General features: G+C 71.7%; 21 protein-coding genes. 17 read left to right on the top strand and 4 right to left on the bottom strand.

The annotated features are described in order from the left end of the window. Positions 1–62 precede the first annotated feature (62 nt). The 9 genes from OH804_RS26100 to OH804_RS26060 all read left to right on the top strand — a co-directional run bounded on the left by OH804_RS26100 (position 63) and on the right by OH804_RS26060 (position 7,246). A complete protein-coding gene (locus OH804_RS26100; protein ID WP_307788567.1) occupies positions 63–617 on the top strand; it encodes a sigma-70 family RNA polymerase sigma factor in 555 nt (184 codons plus the stop codon). Next, the gene (locus OH804_RS26095; protein ID WP_406060126.1) at positions 617–1,627 is read left to right on the top strand and encodes a CU044_5270 family protein; all 1,011 of its coding nucleotides are present in this window, start codon (positions 617–619) and stop codon (positions 1,625–1,627) included. Before OH804_RS26100 ends, OH804_RS26095 begins: the two co-directional genes overlap by 1 nt. Positions 1,628–1,846: 219 nt before the next feature. Further along, positions 1,847–2,950, top strand: a complete 1,104-nt coding sequence (gene ssd / locus OH804_RS26090) for a septum site-determining protein Ssd (protein WP_406060124.1) — start codon at positions 1,847–1,849, stop codon at positions 2,948–2,950. Further along, positions 2,947–4,158: a TadA family conjugal transfer-associated ATPase gene (locus OH804_RS26085; RefSeq protein WP_406060122.1), complete on the top strand. Its 1,212-nt coding sequence runs from the start codon at positions 2,947–2,949 to the stop codon at positions 4,156–4,158. Before ssd ends, OH804_RS26085 begins: the two co-directional genes overlap by 4 nt. A gap of 344 nt (positions 4,159–4,502) precedes the next feature. After that, on the top strand, positions 4,503–5,441 hold the full coding sequence (locus OH804_RS26080; protein ID WP_406060121.1) for a hypothetical protein: 939 nt from the start codon (positions 4,503–4,505) through the stop codon (positions 5,439–5,441). Next, entirely contained in the window at positions 5,438–6,193 is a 756-nt protein-coding gene (locus tag OH804_RS26075) for a type II secretion system F family protein (protein ID WP_406060119.1), read from the top strand. Before OH804_RS26080 ends, OH804_RS26075 begins: the two co-directional genes overlap by 4 nt. Before the next feature lie 23 nt (positions 6,194–6,216). After that, entirely contained in the window at positions 6,217–6,384 is a 168-nt protein-coding gene (locus OH804_RS26070; RefSeq protein WP_151492073.1) for a DUF4244 domain-containing protein, read from the top strand. 29 nt (positions 6,385–6,413) lie between these two features. Continuing rightward, complete coding sequence (locus tag OH804_RS26065) at positions 6,414–6,827, top strand: TadE family type IV pilus minor pilin (protein ID WP_196924743.1); 414 nt, start codon at positions 6,414–6,416, stop codon at positions 6,825–6,827. Then, complete coding sequence (locus OH804_RS26060; protein ID WP_307788568.1) at positions 6,827–7,246, top strand: Rv3654c family TadE-like protein; 420 nt, start codon at positions 6,827–6,829, stop codon at positions 7,244–7,246. The genes OH804_RS26065 and OH804_RS26060 overlap by 1 nt, the downstream gene beginning before the upstream one ends. Before the next feature lie 146 nt (positions 7,247–7,392). Here OH804_RS26060 and OH804_RS26055 read toward each other — a convergent pair whose 3' ends face one another. The 3 genes from OH804_RS26055 to OH804_RS26045 form a co-directional block, all read right to left on the bottom strand. Beyond that, entirely contained in the window at positions 7,393–7,971 is a 579-nt protein-coding gene (locus tag OH804_RS26055; RefSeq protein WP_366341509.1) for a hypothetical protein, read from the bottom strand. 165 nt (positions 7,972–8,136) lie between these two features. Beyond that, positions 8,137–8,346, bottom strand: a complete 210-nt coding sequence (locus OH804_RS26050; protein ID WP_030334221.1) for a hypothetical protein — start codon at positions 8,344–8,346, stop codon at positions 8,137–8,139. Positions 8,347–8,445: 99 nt separating this feature from the next. Beyond that, positions 8,446–10,818, bottom strand: coding sequence for a DEAD/DEAH box helicase (locus tag OH804_RS26045; protein ID WP_406066673.1), 2,373 nt, complete (start codon positions 10,816–10,818; stop codon positions 8,446–8,448). 188 nt (positions 10,819–11,006) lie between these two features. Here OH804_RS26045 and OH804_RS26040 point away from each other — a divergent pair, with 188 nt between their 5' ends. From OH804_RS26040 to OH804_RS26010, 7 genes are all read left to right on the top strand, one after another. Then, positions 11,007–11,363, top strand: a complete 357-nt coding sequence (locus OH804_RS26040; protein ID WP_179781807.1) for an STAS domain-containing protein — start codon at positions 11,007–11,009, stop codon at positions 11,361–11,363. Next, complete coding sequence (locus tag OH804_RS26035) at positions 11,360–11,797, top strand: ATP-binding protein (RefSeq protein ID WP_030334228.1); 438 nt, start codon at positions 11,360–11,362, stop codon at positions 11,795–11,797. Before OH804_RS26040 ends, OH804_RS26035 begins: the two co-directional genes overlap by 4 nt. A gap of 317 nt (positions 11,798–12,114) precedes the next feature. After that, positions 12,115–14,475 (top strand): sodium-translocating pyrophosphatase, encoded by a 2,361-nt coding sequence (locus OH804_RS26030; RefSeq protein ID WP_406060114.1) that lies wholly within the window; start codon positions 12,115–12,117, stop codon positions 14,473–14,475. A 103-nt stretch (positions 14,476–14,578) separates the two neighbouring features. After that, positions 14,579–15,118, top strand: a complete 540-nt coding sequence (locus tag OH804_RS26025; protein ID WP_406060113.1) for a hypothetical protein — start codon at positions 14,579–14,581, stop codon at positions 15,116–15,118. Beyond that, positions 15,109–15,849, top strand: coding sequence for a hypothetical protein (locus tag OH804_RS26020; protein WP_406060110.1), 741 nt, complete (start codon positions 15,109–15,111; stop codon positions 15,847–15,849). Before OH804_RS26025 ends, OH804_RS26020 begins: the two co-directional genes overlap by 10 nt. 349 nt (positions 15,850–16,198) lie before the next feature. Then, on the top strand, positions 16,199–19,063 hold the full coding sequence (topA, locus tag OH804_RS26015) for a type I DNA topoisomerase (RefSeq protein ID WP_406060108.1): 2,865 nt from the start codon (positions 16,199–16,201) through the stop codon (positions 19,061–19,063). A 118-nt stretch (positions 19,064–19,181) separates the two neighbouring features. Then, a complete protein-coding gene (locus tag OH804_RS26010; RefSeq protein WP_406060106.1) occupies positions 19,182–20,147 on the top strand; it encodes a DUF559 domain-containing protein in 966 nt (321 codons plus the stop codon). Positions 20,148–20,211: 64 nt separating this feature from the next. Here OH804_RS26010 and OH804_RS26005 read toward each other — a convergent pair whose 3' ends face one another. Further along, positions 20,212–21,528: a D-arabinono-1,4-lactone oxidase gene (locus OH804_RS26005; protein ID WP_406060104.1), complete on the bottom strand. Its 1,317-nt coding sequence runs from the start codon at positions 21,526–21,528 to the stop codon at positions 20,212–20,214. Between the two features lie 226 nt (positions 21,529–21,754). Between OH804_RS26005 and OH804_RS26000 the strand changes: the two genes are divergently transcribed. Then, positions 21,755–22,360, top strand: coding sequence for a TetR family transcriptional regulator (locus tag OH804_RS26000; RefSeq protein ID WP_406060102.1), 606 nt, complete (start codon positions 21,755–21,757; stop codon positions 22,358–22,360). The last annotated feature ends 34 nt before the right edge of the window (positions 22,361–22,394 follow it).

The following is a 22,394-nucleotide window of genomic DNA, read 5'->3' as shown; positions in this document are numbered from 1 at the left end:
TAATGCCAGCCCTCTCAGCGACACAAGCCACTGTGAGAGTCGCCGAGGCAATGGGGGTTCGGGTGGGTCCACCGAAGAAGCGGGACGAGGGCTGGTTCACCAGTCTCTACGCCGCCGACTACGAGCACATATTCCGGTACGGCCTGCGCCGGCTCGCTGACCGGGATGCCTCGGCGGAGCTTGCCCAGGAGGTCTTCGTCGTCGCCTGGCGTCGCCGAGCCGAGGTGCCGGAGCGCAGCCTGCCCTGGCTGTACGGGGTGGCCCGGCGCCTACTGGCAAACCAGTGGCGGTCTCGACGCAGCGCACCGGACCTCCTCCCGATCACCGACGTCGACCTCGAGCGACTGGCCGGATCGTCGGGTGCCGACACGAGCGTCGGGGTCGCCGACATCTGGGCCGCTCTGGCCAACCTCAACGACCTCGACCAGGAAATCCTCCGGCTGGTCGGCTGGGAGGAGCTGACGGTGTCCGAGGCGGCCAAGGTTCTCGGCTGCACCGGGGCGACCGCCGCAGTGCGCCTGCATCGCGCCCGCCGTCGTCTCGCCGAAGCGATGTCGGGCCGGCCCGCGCAGACCCGGCGTCGACCGGTGCTGGTGACCATTCGAGAGGATCTGTGATGTTCGGAGCAGAGCGAACCCGTACTCTTCTCGGCCCGGCTGACCCGGCCCGGAACGCCGCCGTCGGGCCACCGCTGGTCTCGGCGCGCGAGCTGATCGACCGCGCCAGCGCTATCGAGACGGTGGCCGGGCGTCGTCGCGTACACCCGACCCGCCGGCTGGTCCTGGCGGCCGGGACGCTGGCGGTCGCGGTCGGTGCCGTGGCGGTGCTCCAGCCGTTCGGCCAGGGTGCACCGGACACTCCGGGCGAGCCGCCTGCGGCAGCGGGATTGGTGCTCATGCCGGTCGCGTACCAGTTCGACGCGGATCCGCCGGCCGCCGGCCCGCAGCTGCGCATGCTGGCCGACAAGATCAAAGACGTGGCGTACGACCACCAGAGCGGGCGCTACATGTATCACCACACGAAGGTGTGGGGCGATCCGGTGATGACGTCCGCCGACGGCCGCCACCACGTGGCCTTCGCCAGCGAGACGAAGGTCTGGCAGGCCGCCGACGGGACCGGCAACCAGGTCAGCACCCAACTGGAGCCGCAGTACCCCGACCAGGAGTCTCGGGACTACTGGCAGCGCGAGAGCATTGGGCGACCAGCTGCCACCGGCACCCCCGCACCGGACGTCATTCCGCTGTCGCCCGAGGAACTCAGGCCGCTGTCGGCCGACCCGTCGGAGCTCCGGGAGCGGCTGAAGGTCGAGTACGGCGCGGGGGCGGCGAGCAAGGGGGTCAGCACGCTCTACGGGCAGTACGTCGTGCCGCGCGCGACCCGAGCGGCGGTCCTGCGGGTCCTGGCCGACGTGCCCGGCTTCCGCTGGCGGGGGCAGGTCACGGACCGTGCCGGCCGCAATGGAGTCGCCGTCACCTTCGACGACCGCGAACACGACCAGCAATCTCTTCTGGTCTTCGATCCGAGGACGGGCGAACTGCTCGCCGATGAGCTGTTGACGCTGTCGCCCGTGCGGATCAGCTCGTACAAGGTGATCCTCGATACCGCCTGGGCGAATCAGCCCGGCTGACCGCCGACTTGCGGGGCCGCTCCTTCCGGGAGCGGCCCCGCTGTTTTCCCGCAGTGGCAGTAGCTGCGGCGATGCCCGCGCTCCTAACAGATCAACTGTTTCGGCGGGGGTTTTCCACAGGCCACCAGGTTGTCCACAGGCGACGACATCGGGTCGGCTCGTGGGGCGGATTCCGAGCAGGGTCGGCGGCATACCAGAGCCCGACCGCTGGAGGCCGCGATGCCACCCCGTACCACGGTTCCGCCGATCCGCCGGCTTCCGCTGGTCATCACCGGCGACGACGATCTGCTCGACGATGTGCTCCGGCTCGCCGCCGTCGGCGGCACCGAGGTGGAGTTCGCCCGCGACCCGGCGGCTGCCCGTACCCGTTGGCTTCCCGCACCCCTGGTGCTGCTCGGCGCCGATCAGGCGCAGGCGTGTCTGCGCGCCCGGTTGCCGCAGCGGCCCCGGCTGGTGCTGGTCGGCCGGGGCGGGCAGCTCGACCCGGGCTGGCAGATCGCCGAGCTGATCGGGGCCGAGCACGTCGCCATGCTGCCGGCCGCGGAGCCGTGGTTGGTGGATCGGTTCGCCGAGCATGACCCGGGCCGTCCGACCGGCGTCGGCGCCCGGGTGGTCGCGGTCCTCGGCGGTCGGGGCGGTGCGGGCGCGAGTGTGCTCGCCGGTGGTCTTGCGGTGACCGCCGCCCGGGCCCGGCTGCGCACTCTCCTGGTCGACGCCGACCCGCTCGGTGGTGGCCTCGACCTCGTGCTGGGCTGGGAGCAGTTGGAAGGCCTGCGCTGGCCGTCGCTCACCAGCGCCGACGGGCGGGTGGACGCCCCGGCGCTGGTGCAGGCCCTGCCCAGCCGGGGTGACCTCGTGGTGCTCTCCTGGGACCGCGGCGAGATGCTGGCGTTGCCGGCGACGGCGATGGCGGCGACCGTCGACGCGGCGCGGCGTGGGCGGGACTTCGTGGTGATCGACCTGCCCCGACAGTTGGATGACGCGGCAGTGGTGGCGTTGCAGGCCGCCGACCAGGCGTTCGTCGTCGTGCCGGCCGAGTTGCGCGCCACCGCGGCGGCCACTCGGGTGGTGGCCGCGGCTGCCCCGCACTGCGCCGCGCTCTCGGTGGTGGTGCGTGGGCCTGCCCCGGGCCGGTTGCGGGCCACCGAGGTGGCGCGTGCGCTGGGCCTTCCCCTGGCCGGCACGCTGCGCCCAGAGCCGGGGCTCTGCCGTGGGCTGGAGCGGGGCGAGGCGCCCGCCGCTGGTGGCAAGGGCCCACTGGCCGCACTCTGCCAGCGGATCATCACCGACCTCACCGGCGTGCCGGCTACGGGTGCGGCATGAGCGCCGGGCCAGAGGACGGCACGCTCGCCGCCCGGGTACGGCAGCGGATCGCGGCGGCCACCACCCCGGTCACCGCGGCGGCGATCGTCTCCGCGGTACGTGCCGAGCCCACCGCCGCGGTGCTCGGTGACACGGCAATGCTGCGGATCGCCGACCGGGTGCGCGACGACCTCGTCGGCGCCGGGCCGCTGGCGTCGCTGCTCGCCGACCCGGAGGTCACCGACGTCCTCGTCAACGGCGCCCGGGTCTGGGTCGACCGCGGGTCGGGGCTGCACCAGGTAGCCGTGCCGGTGGGCTCGGTGGAGGACGTCCGCCGGTTGGCGCAGCGACTGATCGCCAGTGCCGGGCGGCGGCTCGACGACGGCTCCCCGTACGCGGACGCCCGGCTTCCCGATGGCACCAGGCTGCACGCCGTGCTGCCGCCGGTGGCGACCGAAGGCCCCTATCTGTCGCTGCGGACCTTCCGACATCGACCGTTCACCCTCGACGAGCTGGTACGCCAGGGGACAGTGCCGCGACCGCTGGCACCACTGCTCGCCGCCGTCGTCGCGGCCCGCCTGGCGTACCTGGTGACCGGGGGCACCGGGTCGGGCAAGACGACCCTGCTCAACACCCTGCTGGGGATGGTGCCGGCCACCGAACGGATCGTGCTGGTGGAGGACGCCGCCGAGCTGCGCCCGGGGCATCCGCACGTGGTGGGGCTCCAGGCGCGGACCGCCAATGTGGAAGGAACGGGCGTGGTCAGCCTGGCAGACCTGGTCCGACAGGCGTTGCGAATGCGCCCGGACCGGCTGGTGGTCGGGGAGTGCCGGGGCGGTGAGGTGGTCGATCTGCTGGCCGCGTTCAACACCGGCCACGACGGGGGCGCCGGCACGCTGCACGCCAACACACCGTCGGACGTGCCGGCCCGGCTGGAGGCCCTCGGCATGTTGGGAGGGCTGCCTCGCGCCGCGCTGCACGCCCAGGTCGCCGCCGCGTTGCAGGTGCTGTTCCAGGTACGACGTGGCGATCAGGGTCGCATCCTGGAGTCGGTCTGCCTGCTGCTGCCGGAAGGGCCCGAGCGAATGGTGACCGTGGTGCCCGCCTGGGTGCGCGGCAGTGGGCTCGGGCTCGCCGCTCGCGCCCTCGGGGCGCTGCTGCGGGAGCGTGGGGTGGCGGTGCCACCCATCCTCAGCGAGCCCTGGCCCGGATCGGCGGGTCCGGCATGACCGGCGAGACGATGCTGGTGGCGGCGCTGCTCCTGGTCGCCGCCGCCCTGGTGGCCTGGCCCGTGCGGAGCGTTCGGGCCCGTCGACGTCGTGTGCTGACGCCCGGACGGAGTGCCGGCGGTGTCGATCCCGATGAGGCCCTGGTGCAGTGGATCAGGGAACTCGGTCGCCCGGCGGACGCGCCGATTGGCGGCACCGGCGCTGCCCCGACCTCGGGTCAATCGGCCGGTGTCGCTGGCCAACCAGGTAGCACCGCGGGCTCCGGCGGAAGGCGGACGGCACTCGGCTGGCCCGACCAGGATGTCGTCCGCAGCCCGAGGTGGCCGGGAACGGCAGGCGGGTTCATGCGTCCGCAGGGCCCGACGCGCCCGCCAACCCGTCGAGATCCCCGACGCCCCACCGGCACCGACTGGCCCGAGATGGCCACCGCCGTGCTCGGTCCAGAACAACGGCCAGCCGCGTCGGCGGCCACGAGCACGATGGGCGTCAGCGGTGTGGACGGTCAGCGGAACCTCTCCGGCCCGGCAACCGCCGCTGGGCACGGCGACCTGGACCTCGGCTGTCGGAGCGACACGACCGGTGTGACAGTGGTCGACGGGTGCGTGATCGCCGACTGCCCCGACCACGGGCGCGTCGACCCGACCGGCAGAACGCCGGGTACGCCGTCGGTGCGCGCCTCGCGATCGACGATCCGGGTGCTGCCGGTGGTCGGCCTGCTCGGCGGTGTGGGTGCCGTGGTCGGCGGTCCGGTGGCCGCGGTCGCGATGGCCGGATACGGCACGCTGGCCGTGCGCGCCGCGCTGCGCTGGCGAGTGAACCGGAGCGCCGAGCGGGACCGGCGACGTGGGCTGGACCAGCTCTGCGGCCTCGCGGCGGATCTACGGGCCGGCCTGCCCGTCCCACGCGCGTTCGAGGTCGCGGCCGTCGAGCGGGACGGGGCGAGCCGCCTACATCAGCTGACCTCGGCGGCGGTGCGGTTGGCCGACCGGACCGGCGCGCCGCTGGCCGAGCTCGTCGAGCGGATCGAGGCGGACGCCCGGGCGACCGACCGGGGCCTGGCCGCAGCGGCGGCCCAGGCGGCCGGTGCCCGGGCCACCGCCTGGCTACTGGCGGCGCTGCCGGTCGGCGGGATCGGGCTCGGGTACGGCATCGGCGTCGACCCCTTGGCGGTGCTCCTGCACAGCACGGTCGGCGGGGCTTGCGCTGTCGTCGCGGTCGCACTGCAGGTCGTGGGCCTCCTCTGGGCGGAACGGCTGGGCGCGACACCGGGACGGGCCGGATGACGCCCCGGAGCCGAGCCGGCCAGCCCAACTCCGCCGGCCAGCCCAACTACGCCGCCCGGACCAGTTCGGCGAGCCAGCCCAGCTCGGGGAGCCGACGCAGCTCAGCCAGCCAGCCCGGCCCGGCGAACCAGCGCGGCTCAGCCAGCCGGTGGCGGCGGCGACCGGACGTGATCCGGCTCGTGGCGGTGCTGGGTGGGCTTGCCGTGGCCATCGTCGTCGAGGGCTGGCTCGGGCTGCTCGGTGCTCTCCCGGCCGCGATCCTGCTCGACGTCCTGCTGCGGCGGATCGAACCGCCCGCGGTTCGCAAGCGGCGGCAGCAGGAGGCCGCCGACCTGCCCCTCGCCGCCGACCTCCTGGCCGCGGCGATGCGGGCGGGCGCGCCGGTGGATCGCTCGGTGCTGGCTGTCGCCGAGGCGCTGGACGGGCCGCTCGCCGGCCGGTTGGCCCGGGTTGGCCGCACGTTGCTGCTCGGTGGTGGCCCAGCGGAGGCATGGTCCGCGCTGGACGGGGTGCCCGGCGCGGAGCGGCTGACAGCGGCGGCGTTGCGTTCGGCCAACAGTGGCGCCGCCCTGGCCGGCGCACTGACCCGGCTCGCCGACGACCTGCGCGCCGACCGGGCCACCGCTGCGGAGGCATCGGCCCGCCGGGCGGGTGTGCTCATCGTCCTGCCGCTGGGGCTCTGCTTCCTGCCGGCGTTCATTCTCGCCGGACTCGTGCCGGTGATCGTCGCCGTTCTCGGCGACGTGCTCTGACCCATCGAGAAGGGAAACAAGTCATGCGCAAACTCATCGGTCGCCTGCGCGGCGATGCCGGGATGAACACGGCCGAGTACGCCGTGGGCACTCTCGCCGCGGTCGCCTTCGCCGGGATCCTGTTGAAGGTGCTGACCTCCGGCAACGTCCAGTCGGCGCTGACCGCCGTCATCGACCGGGCGCTGAAGTGATCGAGCGCCGGCGGGTTGGCCGCGAGTCACTGTCGAGCGTTCCCGGGCCGGCGGCACGCGGTGGGCGGAGACTTCGCGTCCTCGTACGGGCTGCGGGCGGGGACCGGGGCTCCTTTACCGCCGAACTGGCGGCCGGCCTGCCGGCGCTGCTCCTGCTCCTGCTGGCCGGCCTGACCGCTGTCAACGCCGTCAGCGCACAGGCGGGCTGCCTGCACGCGGCCCGGGAGGCGGCGCTCGCCGCCGCCCGGGGCGCGGACGGCAGCGCGGAGGGTGGCCGGGTGGCGCCGCCGGGTGCGGCGGTGTCGGTGTCCGTCGACGGCGACCGGGCGCAGGCGACGGTACGGGCACCCGTGCGGACGTTGGGCGGCCGGCTACCCCGGATCACAGTGGTCGCCACCGCCGTCGCCGCCGTCGAACCGGGCGCTCACGAGGGGAGTTGGTAGTGCCAGAAACTGACGATCCGTCACACCGCGCCGGTCACCCACCGGCTGCCGGAGGGCTCGTTGATGGCCGGCCGGACCGGCAGCGAGGCGGCGCGACGGTTCTGCTGCTGGCGATGGGGCTCGTCTTCGTGGTGTTCGGGACTTTCGGCGCCGCCATCGTCGCCGCCGGCATGGCGCGCCAGCGGGCGGCCGTAGCAGCCGACCTCGGCGCGCTGGCCGGGGCGGCCCGGGCGCTCGACGGCGACGCTGTGGCCTGCGCGTCCGCGTCCGACCTCGCCGGTCGTAACGATGGCCGGCTGGTCGGCTGTCACCTCGACGGGTTGGACGTGCTGGTGACAGTCGAGGTGGCGTTCACGCCACTACCCGGCCTGACCCGGGTGGCCGCGGCGAGCGCCCGTGCCGGCCCGGTGCGGGGCTGACCCACGACGGCGTGCTGGGAGGGATGCCTACGGCCTGCCGGCCGGGACCGGTCAAGGTCCAGGTCCCGGCCGGCAGCCGAGGAGTGGGTCGGCCGCGACGGCGACCGCCGAGGGTCACCGCAGCGCCCGGGTCCGGGCCGGGTGTGTCAGCGGGCCTGGAGCGCGTCGAGGGCGACGGCCATCGCGATGACCAGGCGGCGGTCGATCTGCGGGTTCTGCACCTCGACGACGTACTTGTCGCGCAGGCCCCACTTCTTGACCACGGTGAAGACCGGCTGGCCGCCCGCGGTGAAGTCGAAGTGGTACGGCAGCCAGGACAGCGAGTCGACGAACCGACGCAGCAGTGCCACCGGCATGCTCCGCTCCTGGCCCGTCACCTGCGGCAGGCCGGCCTGCTCGACGTGCCAGGTGGAGCGCAGCAGCGACTGGGCGAAGTCCTTGCGGAACAGGCCGATCGGGTTGCCGGCCGCGTCGGTGACGTCGTACGTGGCACCGAGGTCGATGCGCTGGCGGGCCTTGAAGCCGAGCAGCGGCTGCTGCTTGGAGTCATCCGTGTAGATGGTCACCTGCTCCTTGAAGGCGAGCCGCTTCTGCTGCGCGAACGCCAGCAGCTCACCCTCGGTGCCGTCCGGGGAGACCGCCCGGACCTCGTACTGGTTGACCATCATGCGCAGGCGCTGGCGGATGTGGAACTGGTGCTGACCCTGCAAGTTGTCGAGCTGCATGTGAACTCCTCTGGGGGTTGGTGCGCCGGAGTCTCGCACAGCCCGACAAGCACCGCCCTCCCTGCCGCCCATGATCAGTTGCTGCTGGGTAGCCGTCGAGGCCGTCGGACGACTACCCAGCGCGGAGTGATCACTGGTGCCCTTGCAGGATCACTCCGGGCGACCTCAGCGACTGTCGACGGAGGTCGCGGCCCGCAGCGCCCAGGTGTTGAGCACCTGGTGGATGCCGCGCAGCCGCTCGTTGATCTGTTCCAGCCGTTCCGCCTGGGCCAGGGCGGCCAGTGCCGACCCCAGCGCGATCTGCTGGTCGAGGGTGAGATTGTCCTGGTCGATGGTGTAGAGCAGGTCGACGGTCTCGGCGATGGTGTCGGCCACAGCTTCTCCTCGGGCACGGGGGGCGATCAGCAACATAGGCATCGATGGAAGCGCTCCCACACCATTGTGCCCCGTGCCATGCCGATTCATGCAAGCTGCTCAGTCCGGCAGGTTCGCCAGCACCACGTCGAGCACCCGGATCGCGTCCGGCTTGGAGAGCGGGTTGTTGCCGTTGCCGCATTTCGGTGACTGCACGCAGGACGGGCAGCCGGTCTCGCAGCCGCACTCCGCGATCGCGTCCCGGGTGGCCCGCAGCCACGCCGCCGCCGTCCCGTACGCCCGCTCGGCGAACCCGGCGCCACCCGGATGCCCGTCGTAGACGAAGACGGTCGGCGCCTCGGTGTCCGGGTGCAGCGCTGTGGAGAGCCCGCCGATGTCCCACCGGTCGCAGGTCGCCATCAGCGGCAGCAGGCCGATCGCGGCGTGTTCGGCGGCGTGCAGCGCACCCGGCACATCTGCTGGCTGGACCCCGGCGAGGGCCAACGACTGCGGTGACAGGGTGAACCAGACCGCCACCGTGCGCAGCTCCCGGCTGGGCAGGTCGAGCGGCCGGGTGTCGATCACCTCGCCGGTGGCGATCCGCCGCCGCTGGTACGACACCACCTGGCTGGTCACATCCACCTCACCGAGGAACATGCCGACCGGCCCGGCGTCCACGTAGGAGCGGACCGACACCACTGACAGGTCGGTGACGTCACGGGCGTGGGTGGACCAGTCCGGTTCCTCGGCGCGTACCAGCGCGCACCCGTCGGCCAGGTCGAGCTGGTCGACCACGTACGAGACACCCTGGTGCAGGTAGACCGCGCCGGAGTGCAGCAGGAAGTGCGACGAGCCGCCGTCGACAGTGCCGAGTAGCCGGCCGGTCGACGACTCCACCACGGCGACCGGTGCGCCGCCCTCGCCACGCAGGTCCACCTCGGGTCGCTCCCGGTGCCGCCAGTACCAACCGGTGGGCCGCTGCCGCAGCGCCCCCGCCGCGACCAGCTCGTCGACCGCCTCCTTCGCCCCCTCGCCGAAGAGCACCAGGTCGGCCGGGGTGAGCGGTGCCTCCACCGCGGCGCAGGCGAGCTGCGGTGCCAGCACGTACGGGTTGGCCGGGTCGAGGACAGTCGCCTCCACCGGCGCACCGAAGATCGCCTCCGGGTGGTGCACCAGGTAGGTGTCCAGCGGGTCGTCCCGGGCCACCAGCACAGCGAGGGCCTCCTGCCCGGAACGCCCGGCGCGGCCCGCCTGCTGCCACAGCGACGCCCGGGTGCCCGGGTAGCCGCAGATCAGCACCGCGTCGAGCCCGATCAGGTCCACGCCCAGCTCCAGTGCGTTTGTCGAGGCCAGGCCGAGCAGGTCGCCGTGCAGCAGGGCCCGTTCCAGCTCGCGCCGCTCCTCCCGCAGGTAGCCGCCCCGGTAGGCGGCCACCCGGTCGCCGAGCCCCGGTACCGCGTCGTCCAGCGCTCGGCGCGCGTTGGCGGCCACCACCTCGGCGCCCTTGCGGGAGCGGACGAACGCGAGGGTGCGTACCCCCTCGGCGACAGTGTCGGCGAGCAGGTCCGCGGTCTCGCGCAGCGCCGACCGGCGGACCTGGTGAAGCTCGTCGTGCTCGCCCGTCGCCTGCGGGGGCACCGGCGAAGAGGCCGACGAGCCGGGTGGCAGCAGCGGCGGCTCCCAGAGCGCGAAGGTCACCCCGCCGCGAGGGGAGGCGTCCTCGGTGACCGCCGTCACCGGCAGACCGGTCAGCCGCCCGGCCGCAGTGGCCGGGTCACCGGAGGTCGCCGAGGCGAGCACGAACACCGGGGTGGCCCCGAACCGGGCGCACTGCCGGCGCAGCCGACGCAGCACGTGCGCGACATGCGAGCCGAACACGCCACGGTAGGTGTGGCACTCGTCGATCACCACGTACGCGAGTCGGCGCAGGAAGCCGGACCACTGGGCGTGCCCGGGCAGGATGCCGTGGTGCAGCATGTCCGGGTTGGTCAGCACGAACCGGGAGTGCCGCCGGATCCACTCCCGCTCGGTGCGCGGAGTGTCCCCGTCGTAGCAGGCGGGGCGTACCCCCTCCAGCTCCAGCGCGGCGACGGCGCGCAACTGGTCCGCTGCGAGCGCCTTGGTCGGCGCCAGGTAGAGCACTGTGGCCCGGGGGTCGGCGAGCACTGTGGCCAGGGCCGGCAGCTGGTACGCCAGTGACTTGCCGGACGCGGTGCCGGTGGCGACGACCACGTGCTGGCCCTCGTACGCCAGGTTGGCCGCCTCGGCCTGGTGCTGCCACGGCGCGACCACGCCGCGCCGCGTGAACGCCGCGCGCAACTCCGCCGGCGCCCACGACGGCCAGGGCGCGGGCACCCCGGCGCGGGCCGGCACCCGCTCGACGTGGGTGACCGGGTCGGCGGCGCCCCGGGCGCGGAGTCGGCGCAGCAGGTCGGCCGGCGCTGGCCCGGGGCCGGGACCAGCGGATACGGTGGCGGCGGACGACGACTCCAGGTCGTGGCGCGGCGTGCCGCGCGCGGAGCTGAAGTCGTTGGAGGTCACGCCCTGCACTCTCGCACTGGTGTTCGGAGATGAAAAGTCGGACACCGGGGTAAGGGGAAGCCTCCGCTGGTGTCCGCAGGCCGTCCCGGCGGTAGTGGTTAGATGCCCACGAGAGTTTACGGCTCTGGCGAGGAGGACCGATGGAGCTGTCACTGGCGACCCGCACCGTGGGCGAGCACACGGTGCTCGAGGTCGGTGGTGAGGTGGACGTCTACACCGCGCCCCGGCTCCGTGAACGACTCCTCGAACTGATCGACGGTGGCGCACGTCACGTGGTTGTCGACCTCGGTCGGGTGGACTTCCTCGACTCCACCGGGCTGGGCGTGCTGGTCGGCGCGCTCAAGCGGCTCCGTTCGGCCGGCGGTTCGTTCGCCCTGGTCTGCGACAAGGAGCCGCTGCTCAAGATCTTCCGGATCACCGCACTGGACCAGGTGTTTCCGCTGCACCCGACGGTCGACGCGGCGATCAGCGCCGACTCGGCGGGCGCCGGCGCGTGATGGCGACAGTCAAGCTCTCCTTCTCGCCCGCCCCGGTGCACGTGCGCACCGCCCGCCTGGTCGGCGTCGCCGTCGCCCGGCGGGCCGGGGTCCGGGAGGACTTGCTGGACGAGGTGCGTCTGGCCATCGGTGAGGCGTGCACGCGCGCGGTGGCGCTGCACCGGCAGTACGGCCTGGCCGACCCGGTGCTGGTGGAGATGTCCGACGGTGGCTCGTACGCCGTGCGGGTGGTGGATCGGGCGCCGATCGAGGCGGGCATCGGTCTGACCGCGCTGCCGCCGGACGAGCTTGCCAACGAGTCGCTCACCGATGAGGCGCTGACCACCGGCGTCGGCTTCGCGCTTCTCGCCGGCTTCGTCGAGGACCTGCAGGTGCGCCCGGTCGACGAGGGCATCGGCACCGAGGTCCGGATGGTGTGGCCGGTCGGCCGCTGACCCACTTCCGCTGCGTAGGCCGTGTCCCCTGCTGGGGATGCGGCCTTCTTCGCATGGATCGGGCCCTATATCAGATTTCGTTTCATAACACAGCGACGAAGATCATCGCGACACGGTGCCACCTGGGTGTGACCTCCAACACTGCGGAGGGCTACAGTACCCGGGTTGTCAGCAAGTGACCCATCCCGCAGCCAGCGGGTATGGGTGTTCATCGCTGGTCCGCTGGTGGGTTGGCGCGCGCTTGCGAGTCCGCATCCAGGCGTCGGTCAGTGCGTCTCCACTCACCGGCGCGATTGTTCGGTAACAGGAGGACACAGATGTCCGAGACCTTGGCCGCCGACGGCGGCGGGCTTTCCCTTACCGGAAGCAATGTCACCTACGTCGTCATCGCCGCGGTCGTCGCGTTGGTGGCGCTCGGTTTCGCTGCCGCCCTGACGAAAACGGTGCTGGCCGCTGGTAAGGGCACCGAGAAAATGCAGGAGATCTCGGGGGCGGTCCAGGAGGGCGCCTCGGCCTACCTGCTCCGTCAATTCCGCACCCTGGCGATCTTCGTCGTCGTCGCCGTCGTGCTGCTCTTCCTGCTTCCGGTGCACGACACCGATGGCAATGAGCTCGCGGTGAAGATCGGCCGCTCACTCTTCTTCGTGGTGGGCGCCCTGTTCAGCGCGTTCATCGGCGGCGCCGGCATGTGGCTGGCCACCCGCGCCAACCTGCGCGTGGCCGCCGCCGCGAGAGAGCGAGTAGGCGGCCGCGAGGCGGCCATGAAGATCGCCTTCCAGACCGGCGGCGTCGTCGGCTTCTTCACCGTCGGCCTCGGCCTCTTCGGTGCGGCGCTGGTCGTCCTCGTCTACCGGGGTGACGCGCCCACAGTGCTGGAGGGCTTCGGCTTCGGCGCCGCGCTGCTCGCGATGTTCATGCGGGTCGGCGGCGGCATCTTCACCAAGGCCGCCGACGTCGGCGCCGACCTGGTCGGCAAGGTCGAGCAGGGCATCCCCGAGGATGACCCGCGCAACGCCGCCACCATCGCCGACAACGTGGGCGACAACGTCGGTGACTGCGCCGGCATGGCCGCCGACCTGTTCGAGTCGTACGCCGTGACGCTCGTCGCCGCGCTGATCCTCGGCCGCGCCGCGTTCGGCGAGCAGGGCCTGGTCTTCCCGCTGATCATCTCCACCATCGGCGTGCTGATCGCGATCGTCGGCGTCTTCATCACCCGGCTGCGCGCGTCCGACCGTAACGCCCTGACCGCTATCAACCGGGCCTTCTACCTGTCGGCGGTGCTCTCCGCGGTGCTGGTGGCGATCGCCGCCTACGCGTACCTTCCGGCGACGTTCGGCGAGTTCGACAGTGGCCTCACCGACGCCACCGGCAACCCGCGGCTGGTGGCCATCGGCGCGGTGGTGATCGGCATCGTGCTGGCCGCCGCGATCCAGGCGCTGACCGGCTACTTCACCGAGACCAAACGGCGACCGGTGCAGGACATCGGCAAGAGCTCGCAGACCGGTGCGGCGACGGTGATCCTGGCCGGCATCAGTATCGGTCTGGAGTCGGCCGTCTACTCGGCGCTGCTGATCGGCGCCGGCGTCTTCGGCGCCTTCCTCCTCGGCGGCAGCTCCATCACGCTGTCGCTCTTCGCTGTGGCGCTGGCCGGCACCGGCCTGCTCACCACCGTCGGCGTGATCGTCGCGATGGACACCTTCGGGCCGATCTCCGACAACGCCCAGGGCATCGCCGAGATGTCCGGCGACATCGACGAGCACGGCGCGCGCACGCTGACCGAGCTGGACGCGGTCGGCAACACCACCAAGGCGATCACCAAGGGCATTGCGATCGCCACTGCGGTGCTCGCCGCGACCGCGCTGTTCGGGTCGTACACCGACACCCTCAGCAGCGCGTACGCGACTGCTGGCGTGGGCGACGTCGGCAACGAGATCCTCAACGCGCTGAACGTGGCGAACCCGCGCAACCTGGTCGGCCTGATCATCGGCGCGGCGGTGGTCTTCCTCTTCTCCGGGCTGGCCATCAACGCGGTGTCCCGCTCGGCCGGTGCCGTGGTGATGGAGGTCCGCCGGCAGTTCCGTGAGCTGCCCGGCATCATGGACGGCACCCAGCGCCCGGAGTACGGCAAGGTCGTCGACATCTGCACCCGGGACGCGCAGCGCGAGCTGATGACCCCCGGCCTGCTCGCCATCCTGGCGCCGATCGCTGTCGGCTTCGGCCTCGGGCCCGGTGCGCTCGCGGCGTACCTGGCCGGTGCTATCGGTGCCGGCACCCTGATGGCGGTGTTCCTGTCCAACTCCGGTGGGGCCTGGGACAACGCCAAGAAGCTGGTCGAGGACGGCGCGTACGGCGGCAAGGGCTCCGAGGCGCACGCCGCCACTGTCATCGGCGACACCGTCGGCGACCCGTTCAAGGACACCGCCGGCCCGGCGATCAACCCGCTGATCAAGGTGATGAACCTGGTCTCGCTGCTGATCGCACCCGCCGTGGTGGCCTGGAGCGTCGGCGACGACCGCAACGTGGGTCTGCGGGTCGGTATCGCGCTGGTCGCGACGCTGATCATCGTGGCGTCGGTGGTGTTCAGCAAGCGCAAGGGCATCGCGATGTCCGATTCGGACGCCGATGGCAACACCGGCGCGGGCAGCACCGATCACCGGCCGGAGACGGTAAACGCCTGATCCAGTACCGGTCCGGGGTCCCCGGTCGACGTAGCCCGTCGACCGGGGACCCCGGCCGTCCGGCCCGATGCCACACCTGGCCAAAGGCCGTACGCTGCAACGCATGCGTACGTGCCGGGCGTCTGCCGCCGGAAAGTTCACGGTGGTCCTGGCCACGATCGTCGTCCTGGCCGGCTGCGGCGGGGGTCCCAGCCCACGGGCCTGGGCGGCCTCGGTCTGCGGTGCGCTCACCCCGTGGCGCTCCGAGATCAGCAAGCTGACCAGCAGCACCGACGAGCAGATGACCGCGCAGACCACGCCGGCGCAGGCCAAGGAGAACCTGGTGCGGCTCTTCGACGGGGCGGAGCAGGCCAGCGAGGCCGCCCGCCGCAAGGTGGAGAAGGCGGGTGTCCCGGAGGCCGAGAACGGCGAGGTCATCTCCGCGGGTTTCCGCAGCTCACTGGGGAAGATGCGGGACGCGTACGGCCGGGCCCGGGACACCATCGACGGCCTGGGCACCGGCGAGCCGACCGCCTTCTACGACGGCGTGCGGGCCGCCGTGGACACCCTCAACAAGGAGTACGACGCCAGCGCGCTGGACACCAGCAAACTCAACTCCGAGGAGTTGAAACAGGCATTCGACGAGGTGCCGGAGTGTCGCTGAGCGGGCTCGGTGACACCGGGGAGGCACAGCCACCCCCGGCGCTGTTTCCCGCGCCCGAGTCCGACACGCCCACTCCCGGGCGCCGCCGCGGCGGCGCGCCGCAGAGCGGCCCGGCGCAGCACACCTCTTCCCAGCAGGATGACGACGCGGGCAGACAACTCGTCTTCTTCGGCGCGGACGCGGCCGAACCGACAGTCGCCGACCTGGCCGGGCTGCTCGCCGGGCCGGGTGAGGTGGTCCGGATGGGCGGCACGGCCCGTCTCTCCGTGCAGGTGGACGCCGCCTGGCGGGTGCACGTGCTCGTCGCCGAACTGGCGTCGCGTGGGCTCGCGGCGAACTGGGAGCCGACCGAGGGCGAGCGACACGCCGTCCGTACGTCGTACACCCGGGTCTTGAAGCCGCTCGCGGCCGCCTGGCTGCACGGTACGACGAAACGCCCGCCGGCCGTCTTCCACCTGACCGGCCGGCGGCTGCGGTTGTGGCTCGCCGCGGCCGGTACGCCGGAACCTCCGGACTGCTTCCTGTTGCGGCTGGGCGCCGACGACCAGGAGTGTTGGGAGTCGATCGGGGTGGCGCTCGGCGCGGCCGGGCTGGCGGGGACGCTGCTCGGCCCGGGTGAGGGCGGTCCGGCGTACCGGATCAGCGGCCGCCGCCGGCTGGCCCGACTCGCCGAACTGGTTGGCGGGCCGCCGCGCTTGGCGCCGGCCGGCGCCTGGCCAACGCGGCCCTGAATCGGTCATTCCGCCCAGGTTGGCGGCGGTGCCCGGGTGTCCGGTGCCGGACAGCCGGCGGGTCGATCCAGGCGGAAAACGGGCGGGTCGGACCTCGGTCGTGGGTCCGCCATCGTCACAGTGACCCGCTTCGAGCCCTACCCACGGTGTACGGTGGCGCCGTCCGGCAGTGCCGAGCGCGGCGCGGTGGTGTCGACCGCCACGTCGAAGCGGTTTGCGGCCCGCGAAACCCGAAACGCGGGCGGCGCGTTACGTTGGACATCCGGACCGCCGGTACGACGGCGGGGTCGAAAGCGGTGGCTGTCCGGGCGCCGGCAGGCCACGAGCAGGAGTGAGGTCGGGGAGAGACGTGCCAAACGAAGCTGGAACCACCCGTCTGGTCATCGTCGAGTCACCGGCGAAGGCCAAGACGATCTCGGGCTACCTTGGCCCGGGGTACGTCGTGGAGGCCAGCTTCGGTCACGTCCGCGACCTGCCGCGCAACGCCGCCGACGTTCCGGCCAAATACAAGAAGGAGCCCTGGGCCCGGCTCGGGGTGGACGTCGACAACGGCTTCCACGCGCTCTACGTCGTCTCCGCCGACCGGAAGCAGCAGATCAGCAAGCTGGTCAAGCTGGCCAAGGAGGTCGACGAGATCTTCCTGGCGACGGATGAGGACCGCGAGGGTGAGGCGATCGCCTGGCACCTGGTCGAGACGCTGAAGCCCAAGGTGCCCGTCAAGCGGATGGTCTTCCACGAGATCACCAAGCCGGCGATCCAGGCGGCGGTGGCCAACCCCCGGGAGATCGACCGCGACCTGGTCGACGCCCAGGAGGCCCGCCGGATCCTCGACCGCCTGTACGGCTACGAGGTCTCCCCGGTGCTGTGGAAGAAGGTCATGCCGAGGCTCTCGGCCGGCCGCGTGCAGTCCGTGGCGACCCGCATCGTGGTCGAGCGGGAACGGCAGCGGATGGCCTTCCGCACCGCCGAGTACTGGGACATCCTGGCCACCCTCGCGGTGGCCAACGCCGGCGAGGGCCCGCGTGCCTTCAACGCCACCCTGATCGCCCTGAACGGCGACCGGATCGCCACCGGTAAGGACTTCGAGCCGACCACCGGTCGCGTCCGGGCCGGTGCTGGCGTCGTCCACCTCGACGAGAGTGGCGCCCGGGGTCTCGCGGCCCGGCTGGAGGGGCGGCCGTTCACCGTCACCCGGGTCGAGGAGAAGCCTTACCGCCGTCGCCCGTACGCGCCGTTCATCACCTCGACCCTCCAGCAGGAGGCGGCCCGCAAGCTGCGCCTCTCGTCGCAGCAGACGATGCGCACCGCGCAGCGCCTGTACGAGAACGGCTACATCACCTATATGCGTACCGACTCGGTGAACCTGTCGGAGACCGCCATCTCGGCGGCCCGCCGGCAGATCGTCGAGCTGTACGGCGAGCGCAGCGTTCCGCCGGAGCCGCGTCGCTACACCGGCAAGGTGAAGAACGCGCAGGAGGCGCACGAGGCGATCCGCCCGGCGGGGGACAACTTCCGTACCCCGGGCGAGGTGGCCAAGGAGCTGTCCGCCGAGGAGTTCAAGCTCTACGAGCTGATCTGGCGGCGCACCATCGCCTCGCAGATGACCGACGCGGTCGGCTCCAGCGTGTCGGTGCGCATCCGCGCGGTCTCCACCTCCCAGGAGGAGGCCGACTTCGGCGCGACCGGCAAGACCATCACCGACCCGGGCTTCCTGCGCGCGTACGTCGAGTCCAGCGACGACGAGAACGCCGAGGCCGAGGACGCCGAGCGCCGGCTGCCCACCCTGGTCAAGGACCAGCCGCTGACCGCCGACGAGTTGGCCGCGCAGGGCCACCACACCCAGCCGCCGTCGCGCTACACCGAGGCGTCGCTGGTCAAGGCCCTGGAAGAGCTGGGCATCGGCCGCCCGTCCACCTACGCGTCGATCATGCAGACGATCCAGGACCGGGGGTACGTCACCAAGCGCGGCCAGGCGATGATCCCGACCTTCCTGGCCTTCGCGGTGATCGGGCTGATGGAGCGGCACTACCCGCGCCTGATCGACTACGACTTCACCGCCACCATGGAGAACGAGCTGGACGAGATCGCCGGCGGCGACCACGCCGCTGTCGACTTCCTCACCGCGTTCTACTTCGGCAGCTCCAACGGTGCCGGCGACCAGGACATCGCCCGTTCCGGCGGGCTCAAGAAGCTGGTCACCGAGAACCTCAGCGACATCGACGCCCGCAGCGTCAACTCCATCCCGCTCTTCACCGACGACGACGGCCGCGAGGTCGTGGTGCGGGTCGGCCGCTACGGGCCGTACCTACAACGGGAGTTGCCCGGCGGCGAGCAGCCGGCACCGGCCTCAGGTGAGGGCGAGGAGGGCGGCACCCAGGGTGACCGGGCACCGATCCCCGAGGGCCTGGCCCCGGACGAGCTGACCCCGGAGAAGGTGCACGAGCTGTTCCTCGGCGGCAGCGGCGAGCGCAAGCTCGGCGACGACCCCGCCACCGGCGAGCCGATCGTGCTCAAGTCCGGCCGGTTCGGCCCGTACGTCTCCAGCGGCGAGCGGAAGTCGTCGCTGCTGCGTACCCAGACCCCGGACTCGCTGACCCTGGAGGAGGCGCTGAAGCTGCTCAGCCTTCCCCGGCTGGTCGGTGTCGCGCCGGACGGCGTCGAGGTCTTCGCGAACAACGGTCGCTACGGCCCGTACGTCAAGCGGGGCGAGGAGTTCCGTTCGCTGGAGTCCGAGGACCAGATGTTCACTGTCGGCCTGGACGAGGCGCTGGCTCTGCTGGCCGCCCCGAAGGCCCGTGGACGGCGTGCCGCGGCACCGCCGCTGCGCGAGATGGGCGCGGACCCGGCGACCGAGAAGCCTTTGGTGATCAAGGACGGCCGGTTCGGCCCGTACGTGACCGACGGCGAGTTCAACGCGTCGCTGCGGCGCGGGCAGACGCCGGAGGAGTTGAGCCTCGCGGAGGCGTCCGAGATGCTGGCCGAGAAGCGGGCCAAGGGTCCGGCGCCGAAGAAGAAGGCGGCGGCGAAGAAGGCCCCCGCCAAGAAGGCCCCCGCCAAGAAGGCCACTGCCAAGAAGGCCACTGCCACCAAGAAGACGGCCGCCGCCAGCAAGTCCACTGCCGCGAAGAAGACCACCACCGCCAAGGCGACGGCGGCGAAGAAGGCTCCGGCGAAGAAGGCCGCCCCGCGCAAGGCCGCCACCAGCACGGAGTAGCCCGGAACGACGAGATCTTGGAAGCAACCAGCCCCTCCAAGGGCGTTCGCCTTCCAAGATCTCGTCGTTTATCCACAGGGGCTGCCGGCGGGGTTGGTGATGGCGAGACTTGACGGTCATGAGTCTCCGGAGGGCATGGTCAGCGGCCGCCTGGGGTCGCCGGCTGCCGAGCGATGACGCGGACGAGCTGACCTGGCTGCTCTTCCACCAAGAGGACGTGCTGAGCCTCGAGCAGGCGAGGCGGTACCTGTCGCCCAAGGCCATTCGGCACCGGGTGGCGACCGGGACGTGGCGGCAGATTCATCGAGCCGTGTTTGTCGCGCACAACGGCCCGGTCAGCGCCGGTCAGCTCCGGTGGGCCGCTGTTCTCGCTGCAGGTCCGCAGGCAATCCTCGGTGGCCTGACCGCAGCGCAGGCCGGAGGATTACGGGGCTTCCCCGGTCGCCCGATCCACATCCTGCTCCCCGCCTCCTGCCGGCGCGGCTCACTGCCAGCCGGTGTGCTCGCGCATCGGACCGTGACACTGCGGGACCAGGACGTGCTGGCGGTCGGGCAACCCAAGCGGACCATGCCGGCTCGTTCAATCGTGGACGCCGCGCAGTGGGCAGGCGACGACCAGCAGGCGCGGACGATCATCGCCGCCGCATTTCAACAACGGATCGTGGCCGGCGACGACCTCAGCCGGATCGTCGAACGGCTGCCCCGGGTCCGCCGTCGCCAGCTGATGTTGGCCACGGCGGCGGACGCCGCAGGCGGTGCCCACTCCCTGGCGGAGCTGGACTTCCTAGGGCTGATCCGTCGCGCGGGTCTACCCGAGCCAGCGCGGCAGAAGATCCGCTACGACTCGACCGGGCGACGTCGCTACCTGGACGCCTACTTCGAGGAGTGGAGGGTGCATGTCGAGATCGACGGCGGCCAACACATTGATCCCCGGGCCTGGTGGGCCGACATGCGACGCCAGAACGATCTGTGGAGCGAAGGCGACCGCGTGCTCCGGTTTCCCGCCTGGGCGATCCGTACTCACCCGGACGAGGTTCTCCGTCAAATCCTGGAGGCGCTGCGGGCGGCTGGATGGAAAGGATGAAGATCTTGGAGGAAATGTGCCCCTGGAAGGGCAGTTTCCCTCCAAGATCCCTAGGCCAGGGCGGTCAGGCCCCGAGGATGTGGTTCAGGTGGGGGTTGGTGAAGACTCGGTGGGGGTCTAGGCGGTCGCGGACGGCCTGGAAGTCGGCGAAGCGGGGGTACGCCGTGGCCAGCGAGGCGGCGTCGCGGTAGTGCAGCTTGCCCCAGTGTGGGCGACCGCCCAGCCCGGCGGCCACCTCCTCGAAGGCCCGGAAGTACGGCTCGTACGGCATGCCGACGTACTGGTGCACGGCGATGTAGGCGTTGTCCCGGCCGTAGCCGTGCGACAGCCAGATGTCGTCGGCGGCGGTGAATCGCACCTCCACCGGGAAGAGCACCTTGAACGGCAGGCCGTCCACGATCCGCTGGAGCGCGGCCAGCGCCTCCGGCAACGCCTCGCGGGGCAGGCCGTACTCCATCTCCACGAAGCGGACTCGGCGCGGAGTGCAGAAGACCCGGTCGGAGCGGCCGGTGTACTGGCGTTCGGTGAGGGCGCGGGCGGAGACCGCGCTGATGCCCGGTGCCAGCGCGGGCACGGCCCGGCCGAGTCGGCAGGCCCCGGCGAAGACCCGGTTGGACAGGAAGTCGTCGTCCACCCAGCCGCGCCAACGGGACAGCGGCCGGTCGTTGGCGGGTACCCGGTCGTTGGCCTTGACCTGGACCCGGGACGTGTACGGGAACCAGTAGAACTCGACGTGGTCGTGCCGGCCGATCAGCTCGGGTAGTTCGGCGAGTACGTTGGCCAGCTCAGCCGGGCGTTCGTGGGCGCGCAGGACGAAGGCGTCCACGCAGCGCAGTGTCACCTCGACCAGGACGCCGAGCGCGCCGAGCGACACCCGGGCGGCGGCGAGGACGTCGGGATGCTCGTCGGCGGAGCAACGCAGCACCTCGCCGGTGCCGGTGACCAGTGTGATCGCCTCGACGAAGGTGGAGAGGCACCCGTAGCCTGCTCCGGTGCCGTGGGTGCCGGTGGAGATCGCCCCGGCGACTGTCTGCGCGTCGATGTCGCCGAGGTTGGGCAGCGCGAGGCCGTGCCGGGCGAGCAGACCGTTGAGTGCGTGCAGGGTCATTCCCGCCGGTACGGTGACCAGTCGATGGGCGACGTCGACGCTGACCATGGTGTCCAGGTCGGACAGGTCCATCCGACGGTCGTCGGCGAGCGCGACGGCGGTGAACGAGTGGCCGCTGCCCGTCACCCGGATCCGACCACCGTCGGCGGCGGCAGATCGGACGGCTTCTGCGACGTCGGTCGGCGAGCCGGGGCGCAGGATCGTGCTGGCGCTGCCACGCTGGTTCCCGGCCCAGTTGGACCATCCAGCCCCGAGCGGTGCGGTGCGGACCATGCGCGCTCCTCATTCATGAATATGAACTGACTTCATATCAGGAACGTTCTAGCTGGTAAATACCGCAATTGCGATCCGCTCGTTGTACCGGTAGTCACGGACTCGTGACGTGGAGATATGTTCATCCGTCGAAGGGGGGTGGCGCAGAGTGTCCACACCAGCCGCCACGACCGGGCCGCTGCGCCGCGTACCGGTGCAAGGTCGAAGTGTCGCGCGGGTACAGCGCATGTTGGATGCCTGCGCCGAACTCGTCGACGAGGTGGGGTACGAGGGGCTGACCACCACCCTGCTCGCCGAGCGGGCCGAGGTGGCGATCGGGTCGGTCTACCAGTTCTTTCCGGACAAGCGGGCGATCGTGCAGGCGCTGACCCTGCGAACCATGGAGTCCTATCTCCAGCGCCTCGACGAGCGGTTCGCGTCCGACGAGATGACCCACTGGTGGGACGGCGTCGACGCGGGCATCGACGAGTACATCACGATGCACCGCACCGTCCCCGGGTTCCGGACCCTGCACTTCGGCGACGTGGTCGACCTGCACCTGCTCGACGAGCAGCGGGACAACAACGGCGTGATCGCCGACCAGTTGGCCCGGGTGCTCACCGAGCGTTTCGGGCTCACCGACGTGCCCAAGCTGCGCTTCGTGCTGGAGATCGCCGTCGAGGCGGCGGACGCGCTGATCAAGCTCGCGTTCCGTCGGAAGTCCGACGGCGACGAGCGGGTGCTGCTGGAGGCGAAGGCTTTGATCCGGGAGTACCTGCACCGCCAGGTCGACGGCCCGGACAACGGCCGCGCCACCGTCGGCAAGCAGACCGAGGCGGCCCAGCCGGCCTGAGTCGGCGCGGGGCGCCGGTCTCGGCCGGCGGTGG

This window comes from Micromonospora sp. NBC_00860, assembly GCF_045207375.1.
Taxonomy (GTDB): Bacteria; Actinomycetota; Actinomycetes; order Mycobacteriales; family Micromonosporaceae; genus Micromonospora; species Micromonospora vinacea.
This window is presented reverse-complemented; position numbering and strand designations above follow the sequence as displayed.

Excerpts from the sequence above, each read along its gene's own strand:
- OH804_RS26075 (WP_406060119.1), top strand. The coding sequence starts at position 5,438 with ATGACGCCCCGGAGCCGAGCCGGCCAGCCCAACTCCGCCGGCCAGCCC.
- OH804_RS26010 (WP_406060106.1), top strand. The coding sequence starts at position 19,182 with ATGAGTCTCCGGAGGGCATGGTCAGCGGCCGCCTGGGGTCGCCGGCTG.
- OH804_RS26030 (WP_406060114.1), top strand. The coding sequence starts at position 12,115 with ATGTCCGAGACCTTGGCCGCCGACGGCGGCGGGCTTTCCCTTACCGGA.
- OH804_RS26095 (WP_406060126.1), top strand. The coding sequence starts at position 617 with ATGTTCGGAGCAGAGCGAACCCGTACTCTTCTCGGCCCGGCTGACCCG.
- OH804_RS26085 (WP_406060122.1), top strand. The coding sequence starts at position 2,947 with ATGAGCGCCGGGCCAGAGGACGGCACGCTCGCCGCCCGGGTACGGCAG.
- OH804_RS26040 (WP_179781807.1), top strand. The coding sequence starts at position 11,007 with ATGGAGCTGTCACTGGCGACCCGCACCGTGGGCGAGCACACGGTGCTC.
- OH804_RS26055 (WP_366341509.1), bottom strand. The coding sequence starts at position 7,971 with ATGCAGCTCGACAACTTGCAGGGTCAGCACCAGTTCCACATCCGCCAG.
- OH804_RS26000 (WP_406060102.1), top strand. The coding sequence starts at position 21,755 with ATGTTGGATGCCTGCGCCGAACTCGTCGACGAGGTGGGGTACGAGGGG.
- ssd (WP_406060124.1), top strand. The coding sequence starts at position 1,847 with ATGCCACCCCGTACCACGGTTCCGCCGATCCGCCGGCTTCCGCTGGTC.
- OH804_RS26005 (WP_406060104.1), bottom strand. The coding sequence starts at position 21,528 with ATGGTCCGCACCGCACCGCTCGGGGCTGGATGGTCCAACTGGGCCGGG.
- OH804_RS26025 (WP_406060113.1), top strand. The coding sequence starts at position 14,579 with ATGCGTACGTGCCGGGCGTCTGCCGCCGGAAAGTTCACGGTGGTCCTG.
- OH804_RS26070 (WP_151492073.1), top strand. The coding sequence starts at position 6,217 with ATGCGCAAACTCATCGGTCGCCTGCGCGGCGATGCCGGGATGAACACG.
- OH804_RS26080 (WP_406060121.1), top strand. The coding sequence starts at position 4,503 with ATGCGTCCGCAGGGCCCGACGCGCCCGCCAACCCGTCGAGATCCCCGA.